14 protein-coding genes are annotated in these 13,282 nt (G+C 36.2%); 10 read left to right on the top strand and 4 right to left on the bottom strand.

The window, feature by feature from the left end; translation table 11 throughout:
- Nucleotides 1-10 precede the first annotated feature (10 nt).
- Nucleotides 11-1,999, top strand: coding sequence for a glucose PTS transporter subunit IIA (locus IGL30_RS02790; RefSeq protein ID WP_088744971.1), 1,989 nt, complete (start codon nucleotides 11-13; stop codon nucleotides 1,997-1,999).
- Nucleotides 2,000-2,294: 295 nt separating this feature from the next.
- Here IGL30_RS02790 and IGL30_RS02795 read toward each other — a convergent pair whose 3' ends face one another.
- Both IGL30_RS02795 and nrdI read right to left on the bottom strand, forming a co-directional pair.
- Nucleotides 2,295-2,696 (bottom strand): hypothetical protein, encoded by a 402-nt coding sequence (locus tag IGL30_RS02795; protein WP_210767398.1) that lies wholly within the window; start codon nucleotides 2,694-2,696, stop codon nucleotides 2,295-2,297.
- Between the two features lie 625 nt (nucleotides 2,697-3,321).
- Entirely contained in the window at nucleotides 3,322-3,771 is a 450-nt protein-coding gene (gene nrdI / locus IGL30_RS02800) for a class Ib ribonucleoside-diphosphate reductase assembly flavoprotein NrdI (RefSeq protein ID WP_010719884.1), read from the bottom strand.
- A gap of 208 nt (nucleotides 3,772-3,979) precedes the next feature.
- On the opposite strand from nrdI, the gene IGL30_RS02805 reads away from it, so the two are divergent.
- Nucleotides 3,980-5,404, top strand: a complete 1,425-nt coding sequence (locus IGL30_RS02805; protein ID WP_010738312.1) for a basic amino acid/polyamine antiporter — start codon at nucleotides 3,980-3,982, stop codon at nucleotides 5,402-5,404.
- 162 nt (nucleotides 5,405-5,566) lie between these two features.
- On the opposite strand, the gene IGL30_RS02810 is transcribed toward IGL30_RS02805, so the two are convergent.
- A complete protein-coding gene (locus tag IGL30_RS02810; RefSeq protein WP_010719882.1) occupies nucleotides 5,567-5,887 on the bottom strand; it encodes a DMT family transporter in 321 nt (106 codons plus the stop codon).
- Between the two features lie 471 nt (nucleotides 5,888-6,358).
- Here IGL30_RS02810 and IGL30_RS02815 point away from each other — a divergent pair, with 471 nt between their 5' ends.
- The 4 genes from IGL30_RS02815 (at nucleotide 6,359) to IGL30_RS02830 (ending at nucleotide 10,077) form a co-directional block, all read left to right on the top strand.
- Nucleotides 6,359-7,045 carry a DUF969 domain-containing protein gene (locus IGL30_RS02815; protein WP_088744970.1) on the top strand — a complete coding sequence of 229 codons (687 nt, stop codon included), beginning with the start codon at nucleotides 6,359-6,361 and terminating at the stop codon, nucleotides 7,043-7,045.
- A 1-nt stretch (nucleotide 7,046) separates the two neighbouring features.
- On the top strand, nucleotides 7,047-7,991 hold the full coding sequence (locus tag IGL30_RS02820; RefSeq protein WP_010719880.1) for a DUF979 domain-containing protein: 945 nt from the start codon (nucleotides 7,047-7,049) through the stop codon (nucleotides 7,989-7,991).
- Nucleotides 7,992-8,046: 55 nt separating this feature from the next.
- Nucleotides 8,047-8,691, top strand: a complete 645-nt coding sequence (pcp, locus tag IGL30_RS02825) for a pyroglutamyl-peptidase I (RefSeq protein ID WP_010738311.1) — start codon at nucleotides 8,047-8,049, stop codon at nucleotides 8,689-8,691.
- A gap of 90 nt (nucleotides 8,692-8,781) precedes the next feature.
- Nucleotides 8,782-10,077 (top strand): hypothetical protein, encoded by a 1,296-nt coding sequence (locus IGL30_RS02830; protein WP_081127850.1) that lies wholly within the window; start codon nucleotides 8,782-8,784, stop codon nucleotides 10,075-10,077.
- Nucleotides 10,078-10,230: 153 nt separating this feature from the next.
- On the opposite strand, the gene pnuC is transcribed toward IGL30_RS02830, so the two are convergent.
- Complete coding sequence (gene pnuC / locus IGL30_RS02835; protein ID WP_088744969.1) at nucleotides 10,231-10,989, bottom strand: nicotinamide riboside transporter PnuC; 759 nt, start codon at nucleotides 10,987-10,989, stop codon at nucleotides 10,231-10,233.
- A gap of 285 nt (nucleotides 10,990-11,274) precedes the next feature.
- On the opposite strand from pnuC, the gene gloA2 reads away from it, so the two are divergent.
- The 4 genes from gloA2 (at nucleotide 11,275) to IGL30_RS02855 (ending at nucleotide 13,139) form a co-directional block, all read left to right on the top strand.
- Nucleotides 11,275-11,655, top strand: a complete 381-nt coding sequence (gloA2, locus tag IGL30_RS02840; protein WP_010719876.1) for an SMU1112c/YaeR family gloxylase I-like metalloprotein — start codon at nucleotides 11,275-11,277, stop codon at nucleotides 11,653-11,655.
- Between the two features lie 98 nt (nucleotides 11,656-11,753).
- Entirely contained in the window at nucleotides 11,754-12,266 is a 513-nt protein-coding gene (locus tag IGL30_RS02845; RefSeq protein ID WP_240210768.1) for a hypothetical protein, read from the top strand.
- Nucleotides 12,267-12,343: 77 nt separating this feature from the next.
- Nucleotides 12,344-12,523 (top strand): hypothetical protein, encoded by a 180-nt coding sequence (locus IGL30_RS02850; RefSeq protein ID WP_010738307.1) that lies wholly within the window; start codon nucleotides 12,344-12,346, stop codon nucleotides 12,521-12,523.
- A 52-nt stretch (nucleotides 12,524-12,575) separates the two neighbouring features.
- Complete coding sequence (locus IGL30_RS02855; protein WP_010719873.1) at nucleotides 12,576-13,139, top strand: GNAT family N-acetyltransferase; 564 nt, start codon at nucleotides 12,576-12,578, stop codon at nucleotides 13,137-13,139.
- The last annotated feature ends 143 nt before the right edge of the window (nucleotides 13,140-13,282 follow it).

Here is a 13,282-nt window from a genome sequence, read left to right on the forward strand (position 1 = left end):
GGAAGAACCAATGGCTAAAAATGAATTGACTTTAGAAGAACTAGCAACGCGGATCTATGCTGGTGTAGGCGGAATGGGCAATGTCGAAAGCATTGTCCACTGCATGACCCGTGTTCGAATGAAGATCATTAATGATGAGCTTGTCGATGTTGCAAAATTGAAAGCGATACCTGGTGTATTAGGCGTTGTTGAGGACGAACAACTGCAAGTGATCATCGGTCCTGGTAAAGTGAACAAAGTAGCACAAACGATGGTAGATCAAGCAGGTGTAAAATTAGGAGAACAGATTTCTTCAGGAAAGAGAGCTTCTGATAAGTCGTCAGCCTCAGGAAAAGATTTGGTAAATGAGAGAGCGCAAGCGATGAAAGCTGCTCAAAAAAATAAACAAAAACCATCAAAAATCAAATCAATCTTGAAAGATATTTCGAACATTTTCGTCCCTATGATTCCAGCATTTGTCGGTACTGGGATTGTGGCAGGGATTGCTGCGGTACTAGCAAACTTAGTGACAGCGGGTACATTAGATGCAGCAACTTGGCAACAATACATTGATATCATGAACATTCTAAAAAATGGTATGTTCAGTTTCTTAGTGATTTATACAGGGATCAATGCAGCTCAAGTTTTTGGTGCAACACCAACTCTGGGTGGTGTTATCGGTGCGGTAGTCTTATTAACGGGCATGAATCCAGAAGCGCCACTTAAAAACTTATTCACTGGTGAAGCGTTAGCTGCAGGTCAAGGTGGGATTTTAGGAGTTATTTTTGCTGTCTGGTTATTAGCAATCGTTGAAAAGAAATTGCATAAAGTTGTACCAGATTCCATTGATATTATTGTTACCCCTACATTATCATTGATTGCTATTGGCTTAGTCGAAATTTTCTTCATCATGCCACTCGCTGGTTTCATCTCAGATGGAATGGTTGGCGGAATCAACTGGGTATTAGGTGTAGGTGGTGCCTTTTCAGGATTTGTCTTGGGGACACTATTCTTACCGATGGTTATGTTCGGATTGCATCAAATCTTAACACCGATCCATGTCCAAATGATTGATGAAACAGGAAAAACACTATTATTACCTATTTTGGCGATGGCTGGTGCCGGACAAGTCGGAGCAGCATTAGCATTGTGGGTTCGTTGTAAAAAAGATAAAGAATTGACTGAAATGATCAAAGGTGCGTTACCCGTAGGAATCTTAGGAATCGGTGAACCATTGATCTACGGTGTGACACTGCCGTTAGGACGTCCGTTCATTACCGCTTGTATCGGTGGTGGTATTGGTGGTGCTGTTGTTGGGATGATTGGAAATGTAGGTGCTATTGCGATCGGGCCTTCTGGTGCTGCTTTGATCCCATTGATTTCAGATGGAAAATGGTTAGGGTATGTCTTAGGGTTACTCGCTGCTTACGCAGGTGGTTTCCTAGCAACATTCTTCTTTGGTATTCCTAAAGAGCAATTGGAGAAAGAAGAATTAGCTGAAGAAACAACAACTGAAATGACACCAATGACGGAAAATACAGGAGCAGTCAGCACAAGTGAAATTTCATTAGCTGCTGTAGCTGATGGAGTAGTTGAGTCACTTGAAAAGGCAAGTGATCCCGTATTTGCTCAAAAAATGATGGGAGAAGGTTACTTTGTTGAGCCAATCAATGGTCAGATTTATTCACCAGTAAGTGGAACGATCAGCTCAGTGTTCCCCACTAAACATGCGATTGGTATCACAACCGCTAATGGATTAGAAGTGTTACTTCACATGGGGATCAATACAGTTGACCTTGGTGGTGCACCATTTGAGGTGAAGGTAACAGAAGGTCAGTTGGTGACACCTGATACACTTGTTGCTCAAGTCGATTTAGCAGCAATCAAAGCTGCCGGTAAAGAAACTTCGATGATGGTTTTAATTACCAATATGGAGAAAGTAAAAAATTTCGTTTTAGAAAAAACAGGTGAGACAAAAGCCAAAGCGAAGGTCATGACTGTTGAAGCTACAAAAAATTGAACGAAGTAAAAGCAGATAAAGAATAGAGAAAATTCGAGCCTGGGACCAAGTGCGGTCTCAGGCTCTTTTCTATGATTAATAAGAGGGAAAAATAATTGTAAGAGAAACAGTTTGATTCATTTAAGACGATAAATCACTGGTGAACCAAGCTAAAAGTTCAATTGGAGAAATTAGAAGAAATACACGAAGACAAAGTGGCTAGAATAGTAAAATAAGACCGATTTTGATGGTATGTACTAAAAGTAAAATCAGGCTTATTTCATTTTTGGTAGATGTTTGTCCCAACATCGCCTATCTATTTAGCAACAAGTAATAAATGATTTTTCAAACTATCTAGTTCGTTTTCTTTCTCTTTTCCAATCATGAATTCCTCTTTGTCTATAGTTACCTTATTTACTTTTGAAATCTGAATCTCTTGTACAACATTATTGTTTTTATAAAACTTTATTTGATAGTTGCATCTTTTTTGCTTTGATGTCAGTTTCATATCATAACGTTGAGCATGTTGATCCGATTTATTAAACAGAACATTAAGGTTTCCTATTAATGTTTTTAAAAAATTGGGGTCTGTAGCTTTCCAACTTTTTTCTTTTCCTTCGTCATCTTTAACAAAAATCACTGCTTTATCGACTTCTTCTAAAGAAACCACAGGATCATTCTTTTGCTTGCAAGCACCTAAAAATAATAAATAAAACATTGAAAATAACACAACAAGAAATTTCTTTTTTTTAATGTTTTTTCACCTCCTTGTTTATAATCTAGTGTCAAAAAAATAAAATAACATATAAAAATCTAAATATTTCTATTTTTATTATACCTTTTCCTTTTTGTTCTGTTAAGTTAACGTTTGCAATATGCTTGGTTATATTAAGATTATTTGAACTGAATAGCTTTAAAAAGAGTATGGGGAATTTTATTTCTTCCATTTTGACTAGTGATTCTCTTTCAAACTGTCTATGTTTAAGTTTTTGATAACAAATTTTTCTGACAAAAGTAATCTAAATGAAGGGGAGATCCATTGAAATAGAATTAGAATCTGATACGATAACTTTTTATAACGGAAGTCTATGAATGGGGCATCATGTGGATGACGAGTGTTTTATCTTAGCCAGAGCTTCGTAACAAGTTCACACAATAAATCACAGTGTTGGAGGTGACACAGTTTACTTCTATTGTAATGTAAAATAATCGCAAGTGATGGATGAAGGATATCCGATAAGCGGATTACTGAATGAGTATAAAGCCTAAAAAAGAAAAATAGAGAGGAAACTTACCAACTAAGTTTCCTCTCTGTTCTATGTTTTGATCGAATTTTTTAGAAATTATTGGTTAGCTGTTTCGACTAACTTTTGATATACTCGCTCAACATCTGCTGGGGTTCCCCGTAATTCATAGTCGGCGAGGAAAGGGAAGCCAAATTGGCTGGCGTATTGTTTAGCTGTTAAGCAATATTGATTATTAAAATTTTTGTTTCCACTCCCTACGACACCCAGACAAAGCGTATGATTGTCTTCGTATTCCAGATATTCACGCATGGTTTCTGTTAAAATTTCTGTATCACCGTTATCTAACCCATTTCCTCCATCTAAGTAAGTGGGTACAAAAGTGAAGAAAGGTTCACTCTCTTGTTGAAAGTCACTATTTTCATGAATTTCTTTTAGCGTGATTTCTGGTAATTGAGGATTTAACTCATGTTGGTTCGCAGCATATTCAGCAAGTTTTTTAGCGAAAGCTCGTGTGTTTCCAGAGATCGATATATATAGAATGTTCATTACATTTCCTCCAATTCTTGTCTCCAGTATAGCATTTTTTTATCAATTTTTGGAAAAGGTTTTCCCTAAATGAATATGCAATATTCTTGTATAATTAGAAAAAAATAGTTACAATTATATTTCTATTAGAATTTTTATGAATAAAGTAAAACAGGTGAAGATTTGTTATACTTTTGGTAAAAGCGGTTTATTTTGGAGGATGCTTAAAATGGATACAGAGCAACAGAACAAAGGAATAGGGTTGTTTCCACTAGCGGCCTTAGTGATTGGGTCAGCGATAGGAGGTGGCGTATTTGGTATTATGACGGACATCTCCGGATCGGCTGGTGCCCCAGCTATTTTTAGTTGGGTGCTAGTTGGAACAGCTATGTTGATGCTCTCGTTATCAATCAATAATATCAATAAAAAACGTCCAGAGCTGGAAGGTGGTATTTTCAGCTATGCAGAAGCTGGTTTCGGACGTTTTGCTGGATTTATCAGTGGTTGGGGTTATTGGCTTACTTGTTGGTTGGGGAACGTAGCCTTTGCTACGTTGCTAATGAGTGCTTTAGGTTACTTTTTCCCAGTATTCGACGGAGGTCAGAATATCGCTTCGATCGTTATGAGCACTTTGTTTTTATGGGGATATGCTTGGCTAGTCAATCGTGGGGTCGAAAATGCAAGTTATGTGAACGCTATTGTAACGATCTGTAAACTTGTCCCACTATTTTTATTTATTGTTGTAGCAATCAGTACCTTTTCACTGCAACAATTTATCGATAATTTTTCTAGTGATATCATATTGAGTGCGAATGGCCAGCCCGTGCCATTTTCTAGTCAGATATTGAGCTGTATCATGGTGATGTTATGGGTGTTTGTTGGGATCGAAGGAGCTTCTGTGGTTGGTTCTCGTGCAAAGAAAAAATCAGATGTAGGGAAAGCAACGATCCTTGGTATTTTTGGTTTAATCATCATTTATGTTTTAGTTTCGATGTTACCTTATGGGACAATGTCAATGAAAGAATTGCAAGGAATCCAAACACAGCCAGCGATGGGCTATGTGTTTGAAATGATGGTAGGAAAATGGGGAGCAATCTTGATCAACGGTGGTTTGATCATTTCGCTTGTCGGTGTCTGGTTATCTTGGACGATTTTACCGATTGAAACCATGAGGAATATGGCAGATGCTAACTTATTACCGAAACGCTGGGGTCAAGTCAATAAAAAAGGTGCGCCAACATATGCTATTGTCTTAACGACGATTTGTACTAATGTTTTCTTACTTTCTTTATTGTTCACGGATAGTGCGTATAATTTTGCTTACACACTTGGGACAGCAGCGATATTCTTTACTTGGTTATTCTTAGGTCTTTATCAGATGAAACTATCTTATCAAAGAAAAGAATGGGGGCAATTCTTTATTGGCTTTTTAGCCAGTGCATTTCAAGTCTGGGCAATGCTCGTGGTTGCTTTCAATGAAGTGATGTTAGTGTTAGTACTCTTCTTACCTGGGATCTTCTTTTATTTAAGAGCCCGGAAAGAACAAAATGAGCCAATCCCTCATCTTCACTTAGATAAATTTTTATTAGTCGGTGTCACAATGATCGGACTAACAGCAATGATTCTATTTGCTACAGGCGTTTTACATGTTTAAATACACAAATATGTTAAATTAAGTCATTAAAAAAGCCAAATAAACGGTAATTCATGATTCTAATAAAAGAATTGTTAGCAAAACCGGTTATCTGGCTTTTTTTGATGTGTTCATGCACCTACTATTGTTTTGGTCTGATCAACCATTCCTGATAATGTAGGATCAATGTCCACTCGTTATTTTGATTCCGACCAGACTAATCAATAATAAGCCAACGAAAAACCAAGTGGCTAATGTCAGTTTATCATGAAACAAGACGACACCAATGATCACTGAACCAACGGCACCGATTCCGGTCCAAATAGGATAGGATAAACTCATTGGTAACTGTTTGATCGCCTTTGATAAGAGATAAAAGCTGGCGATCATGCCAATGACTGTGTAGAAAGAATAATTCAATTTAGAAAAACCATCACTCCATTTCATCATCGTAGACCAAAAAACTTCCAAGATTCCCGCTAAGATTAATTCAAACCATGCCATATTAATCACTCCATTTACACAAAAAAGAGGAGTAGCATTCCTCCAAAGACCTAATGGAATGCTTATCCTCTTAATACTACCCGGCGATAGTTGTGTCATTATTTTGTTAATTGAAAGGATAACACAGAATAAAAAATAAGGGTAGTGATAAGCTAAAACGTGAACCAATTTGAATCGGCCATTCGATTTAGAAGTCGTTTTTTGGAGGAAAACACCTACGCTAAAGTGTTATTTTAGATAATGAAGCACGTTTTTGTTTGTTTTTTGTTCATTTGTTAGTTAACAAAAATAAGATCTCAATAAATTTGAACTGTAAACGAGTTGTTTCAATCGTAAGTGATTTTTCTAATTTTTTTATTGAATTGACTGAATTTTTAAAAAATACAATGAGATAATTGGATTTTATCTATATTTTCATGGCTTTTTGATTTATAATAAAAAAATATCTTGTAATTTTAAGGAGGAAGTCAAATGGAGAACTATCTTAGTCTTTTAGGTGTCTTGATCGTCATTATCGGTTTTGCACTAAAATTAGATTCAATTTTGATCGTAATGGTCGCACTGATCGTCACCGCATTGACAGGCGGTTTAGGAATTGAAGGAATGTTAGAAACTTTAGGAACAAGTTTTGTCAATAATCGAGGAATGGCTATTTTTATCATTATTATGTTGGCAACAGGTACACTGGAACGTAATGGTTTGAAAGAATCAGCAGCTTCGCTTATTAAGCGCTTTAAGAAAGTATCAGCTGGAATGATCATTGATATCTATGGGGTCTTCCGTATGATCTTTGCAGCGTTCAATGTCAGCTTTGGTGGAGTTGCCGGTTTTGTTCGCCCAATCATCATGCCAATGGCTTTAGGAACAGTCGAATCAAAAGGCCTGGAAATTGATCCACAACATGAGGAAGAATTAAAAGGCATGTCTTCTGCGATGGAAAATATTTGTTGGTTCTTTGGTCAAGTATTATTCGTTGGTGGAGCAGGTGCGTTGTTAGTTCAATCGACTTTAAAAGGTCTGGGTTATGAAGTGACACTAGGACAACTTGCTTTGGTTGAAGTACCAGTTGCTGTCGTTGCACTGATTGTTGCAAGTATTTATTTCTACTTAAGAGAAAAGAACTTAGCGAAAAAATATTATTCAGGAAAGGGGCAATAATATGAGCTTTTTTACAGATCCTGAAATTTTATTAGGGGATAAATTATTAGAAATATTATATATCATCATGGGGTTAGTTCTGATTTATACAGGAATCAGAAATATTAACGATAAAACGAATCCTCATCGTTACGGTTCTGCTTTTTTCTGGACAGTATTAGGAATCGTAATTGCTGGTGGAAGATGGTTACCTGCGATCGTCAACGGTCTTTTGATTTTTGCCATGACAGTTCCAGCGATTGCAAAGAAAGTCAGCAAAGGAGAAAGTCGCTTACCTTCTAAACAATACATGGAAAAAATGTCTGATAAATTAGGAATGAAAATCTTTATTCCGGCATTGAGTATTGGGATCTTTGCAATCTTGTTCGCACTCTTTACTAAGCTTGGCGCATTAGTTGGTGTTGGTGTCGGTGTTTTTGCCGCAATGGTGATCATGATGTTCTTCTCACGAGACAATCGACCAACTACTTTCTTAGATGATGCTGCAGATATGCTAGGAACAGTAGGACCTTTAAGTATGTTACCAATGCTCTTGGCATCATTAGGAGCGGTTTTTACAAGTGCAGGAGTAGGGACAGTTATTTCTAATGCAGTCGGGCAAATCGTTCCCGAAGGTAATGTGAATGTCGGTATTATAATCTATGCATTGGGTATGGTTATCTTCACGGTGATTATGGGGAACGCCTTTGCAGCGATTACGGTAATGACTGTAGGGATCGGTGCACCGTTTGTATTCAGTCACGGCGCAAATCCAGCACTAGTGGGAATGGTTGCTCTGACCTGTGGGTTCTGTGGAACCTTGTTAACACCGATGGCTGCAAACTTCAATGTCGTGCCTGTGGCAATGTTAGAGATGAAAGACAAATACGGCGTAATCAAGAACCAATTATTCGTAGCGATCTTCATGTTAGTGTTCCAAATCGTTTATATGATTTTATTTAAATAAGAAAAAACTCTATAATAATAGTTAGTTTATATTGAGAATAATGGAGGAATGTAAAATGAAAGTACTAGTAACTGGTTTTGATCCATTTGGTGGAGATAAAGTGAATCCTGCTTATGAAGCAGTGAAAAAAATGCCTGATGAAATTGCTGGAGCACAAATTATCAAAGTGGAAGTCCCAACGGTTTTTGCTAAAAGCAGCCAAGTTGTGGAAAAAGCAATCGAAGAACATCAACCGGAAATCGTCATCTGTGTTGGACAAGCTGGTGGACGTTCAGCTGTTTCATTCGAACGAGTAGCAATCAATTTAGCAGAAGCTAGAATTGCTGACAACGAAGGAAACCAACCTTTTGATACAGCGTTAGAACCAGATGGACCAGCTGCTTATTTCACTTCTTTACCGATTAAAGCAATGACAAAAAATGTCCATGAACATGGATTACCTGCTTACATTTCGTATACAGCTGGTACCTTTGTTTGCAACGACATCATGTATCGTTTGCTTCACTTGATTGAGACAAAATTCCCAACGATTCGTGGCGGATTTATCCATGTGCCATTTTCACCTGATCAAGTGATTGATCGTCCAGTAGGCACACCATCAATGTCATTAGATGATATTGCCGCTTCTTTGACTTATGCAGTCGAAGCAGCCGTAACAAATGATCATGACATTGCTGGCAATGCAGGAACAACTCACTAATTTTTACAAATAATGTAGTGAAAAACAAATCATTGTGTCGACTGGTCGAATCAGACCAGTCGATTCTTTTTTTGAAAGGAAACATAAGTAATGAACGACTGGCAAAAGGTATTTAAAGAATGGTACCCCAAAGAAATCAATCAAGTCTATCCAATTAAGATATCAAAACAGTATACAAGTAATCAGCGTTGGGAAATCTATGAAAAGTTGACGACGAAACAACGTCAATTAGTTGATCAACATCGACGCTACTTGATTAATTCCCAATTTATAGAAGAAAATTATTTAGCAGCGACTGATTGGGTCTTTTCCGATTTTAAAATCAATCCTTTTTTTCGTACCAAACGGCGACAACAAAAATTATATTGCGAATGCGGTCGTGAATTAAAAGTGCAATATATCGTTCATTCACCAAAGACCGGTAAGAGCCTTTCTTTAGGGATCAATCACTTTGCTGAACATTTACACGTAAGCCCGCAAATCGCAACATCTATCAATCAAGGGATGACTAAAGTCGATTTAGCACTAGACGAATTATTGTGGCTGAAACAGCAAAACGTGGCGTTTCCAGAAGATTTATGGCAAGAATATTGTTTTATGCTCTACCAAAATCGAAAATTAAAAAATCCCTATTTGCCTGATCAAAAACTAGTTGCCAGGGTTGTGGATTTTCGTGAAGCAGATATGCCAATTTATCTTGCTGATTATCAAGCGCTGAAACAAGAGATCTCACGTATTGCAACGCAATTAGAGGGAACCCCTAAAAAAATTCGTGGGAAGAAAGAACTATTTGAAGATTTTTCAGAAGAATTAGTGAAAGATGTCGAGACTTTTTTAACGAATTACCGAACTTTTTTGCAAAAAGATTGGGCGTTGATCGCTGTTGACGGGGGTGAACAACTATCATTGACCTTCTTTGAAACATTCATCCAGCAATTAAGAGCAACTGGACGCCAACAAACTCCAGAACAACAGAGTAAAATGACCGAATATGCACGCAAGCAGCGATTTATCCAATCCGAGGTGTATCTTTTCATCTGGCAGCAATATTGTCGTTATGGTTTCACAGAAGGCTTCTTTGATAGTATTCCTAGAGTCATGAGAAATGGTTTCTTGAAGGTCTTACGAAAAGAAAAAGAAATGAAGCAAACAGTGATAGCCAACGAAAATGTGTCACAGAAAAAGGTAGTCACCGAGGAAGTATGGGATAAAATTGCTGTTGAGTTGAAAACGAAAAAAGTGATGACCATTTTAACAGAACTAAATGAAAATGACTATTCCTTATCGAAAGAACAAGAACATGCGTTACAATATTTCCAACAATTAGAAAAAGTTTTGCAAACAGAAAATTCAAAAACTAAGCAATTATTAAAAAGACTATTGTGAAAGTCGATAGGGTAAAAATAAGCTAGCTACCACCAATCAATTGTTGGCGACAGCTAGCTTATTTAGATAAGTACCAAGAAAAAGGGAACATCGAAACATGCTTTACCAGAAGTCTGTCGATTATATTCAGATCAAAATGATCATGGCACGGTCTTAAATCAGCACACTCTTTTCATGCTCTTGATTATATTCTTTTTCCATTTTTAGCATTCGTTCACGTTCTTTTTGGTTATACCAAGGAGAAACTGTGAAAGCCAAGACATCATTCAATAGGTAAACGGAACTATTGACAAACATAGCTAAACTAGCTGAACCATGTCTAAATGAGATGTACCACAGAACCATCTGTGCTAATCCTGAAGCCAACCACCAATAATATTGGTTATTGTAACGCAAGAAACTGATCACACCAGCTGTCAAACTGATTGAAAAGGCAATAGCATCGATCCAAGGACGTGGATCGTCTGTTAAGCGCCCAATCAAGAAACCTGAAATAGCATAAACCAAGATTGTAGCAAAAATTGCGACTAACCATGTTTTTCCATTGAACTTACGGATTTTTGCTGCCATGTTATGATTCCATTCTTTACTTAATAAAACAGGGATATCTAAGGTGATCATATAGGCGATTTGTTCGCCGATACTCAAGTAATTTTTAGCAGAAAAACCAACGATGATGAAACAAATAGCTGATAAAATTCCTAAAATACCATTAACAGATTTCGCTGCATTGATTGATAAGATACACAAGACACCAAGTGTAGTACCGATAAAAGTGATCACCGCTAACCAAGTAATAGGGCTATTCACAAGGGTCATAATCTGACACCCAAGACTAAAAAAGAAAAGATAGTAATTTTGTTGAGGCCAACCTTTGAGTTGGTGTGCTAAAAAGCGAAAATAATTTATCATTGATAAAAGCTCCTTTAAACACTAAATATAGTATGTGTTCGATTTGTTGACACAACCTATTGTATTACTTTCAAAAAATATTTCTAGTCTTTCAATTTAAAATAATATGTGTTATGATACTTTTTGCTTTGTTTTCTGGAAACATGAAAACTTTACATTGAATTGATGAAAGAATGGGAAGTCAACCGACGTAGGTGAACTTTCCATTTTTTTCTTTATAAAAAACTTTTGACCAAAGAAAATGTTAAAATATGAAAAAGAATAAAAGATTAAAGGAGTAAAAAAATGAATTTATCTGCTATCCATCATGTCGCAATTATTGTATCTGACTATCAAAAATCACGGGAATTTTACGTTGATAAGTTAGGCTTTGAAGTAATCCGTGAAAATTATCGTGCGGAAAGAGAAGATTATAAATTAGATTTAAAGCTTGGAACAGCTGAATTAGAAATATTCGGGGTAGCTAATGCGCCTAAACGTCCAAGTTATCCAGAAGCATGTGGATTAAGACATCTGGCTTTTAAAGTGGAACAGATTGAATCTGTCATTGAAGAGCTTCGTTTAAAAGGGATCGAAACTGAGCCAATTCGAATCGATACATTTACTGGGAAAAAAATGACTTTTTTCTTTGATCCAGATGGTTTGCCGTTAGAATTACATGAATAAGTAACAAAATTGTCACTTTTTCTTTCTGTCATTCGATTTTTTTTAATAAAAAATCTTGGTATGCTAGTAAAAAAAGGAAAAGGGAGACACTGATGAAGATGAAAAAAATTTTATTTAGGTCAGCTATTCTCATACTTATTGGGCTAACGGCTTCGTTAGGATTATTGACTGCTACGTTTCGTTATGATGATATTAGTGAACAAGAATATCAAATCTCACTGAAAAAAGCAGTGGGAATCTTTAAAAAAGAAACAAATAAAACAAAAGTTCAAATGGTTCAGTTTGTACCAAAAGAGGATGTCCAACAACAAACAAACAATACCTTTCAATATCTTTTCGTAGATTCTGAACAAACGCTTGTTGTCAATCCTACAACCGGAAAGCCAGCTGTTCGTTCGAGTAAATTAGCCGAAAACCAACCATTCTTTGACATCAAAAAGATCTACTCAAGCAAATCTCCTCAAAAGGCAATGAAAGAAGCTGTTAAACAAAGTGGAAAGCGCAATGCTAAAGTAAGAAGTTGGGTTTTGCTAATGAAAAGCGACAAATTATACTATGAGATCAAATTAGCAGAGGATAATGAAGAATCTGTTTTGTTGATTCGTGCCTAAAAATCAATAGCTATCATTTTTCTTTTTTACGATATAAGAGTAAGCTAAATGTGTAAAAAAGAAAGGAAGTCATTGCTATGGAAAAGATGAAATGCCCAAATTGCGGGAAAAAGTTTACTTATGAAGAAGTCAACAATGTAGTTGAACATGTTGATAAAGAAATGCCGATCGTTTGTCCTTATTGCCGGACAGAAGCTGCTCGCATCGTTTCACATGGTTATTTTGTTACCCAAAAAATCGAGGATTATTTAAAATAACTCTTTTGATCTTTATTTTTCAGTGATAGAATGAAAAAAAGGAGAGAATGAAATGATTCGTTTTGCAAAAAAAGAGGATGCTCAAGAGATTGCTCCGCTTATTTTAGTTATTTTAAATGATATGGAATTACCTTTTTTACAAAAGTATGGGAAAGAAAAAACAATTGAAATCTTAGAAGAAGCCATTATGGATCCCGATTATCGTTACAGTTATACAAGAGGAATTGTTGAAGAAATTGATGGCAAGATAGCTGGTGTAGCATTTGGCTACACAGATGAAGAAGAGCCATTTATCGATAAACCCTTAGAAGTAATTTTAGAAAAACATGGAATTACAGATAAGGAACAATTATTTGTAGATCAAGAAACATTTCCTAAAGAATGGTATTTGGATTCCATTTCCGTTTCGGAAGCTTTTAGAGGACAAGGAATAGGTTCACACTTACTTGAAGCTTTACCTAAATTAGCTAAAAAAACTGGGCGAAATGTTATTGGTTTAAGTGTAGATGAACAAAATCCTAACGCCAAAAGATTGTATGAACGTCACGGATTTAAAGTAGTAGGCAAAAGGAAAATCAGTGATCATCTCTATGATCACATGCAAAAGGAAATTTAATGGTTTCTTAATCAAACCAAACTTATTTTTTTTTAATAAAGACATTTAAATTGTTGTAACTATTATTTGATAAAATGTTGAGTGAAAACAAGGTTTTTCACTCTTTTTTTGTTTTGTTTGGTTGCGTCAAGAATTATGTGTAA

Origin of the sequence: Enterococcus sp. DIV1089c (genome assembly GCF_050530965.1) — a bacterium.
Taxonomy (GTDB): domain Bacteria; phylum Bacillota; class Bacilli; order Lactobacillales; family Enterococcaceae; genus Enterococcus_B; species Enterococcus_B hirae.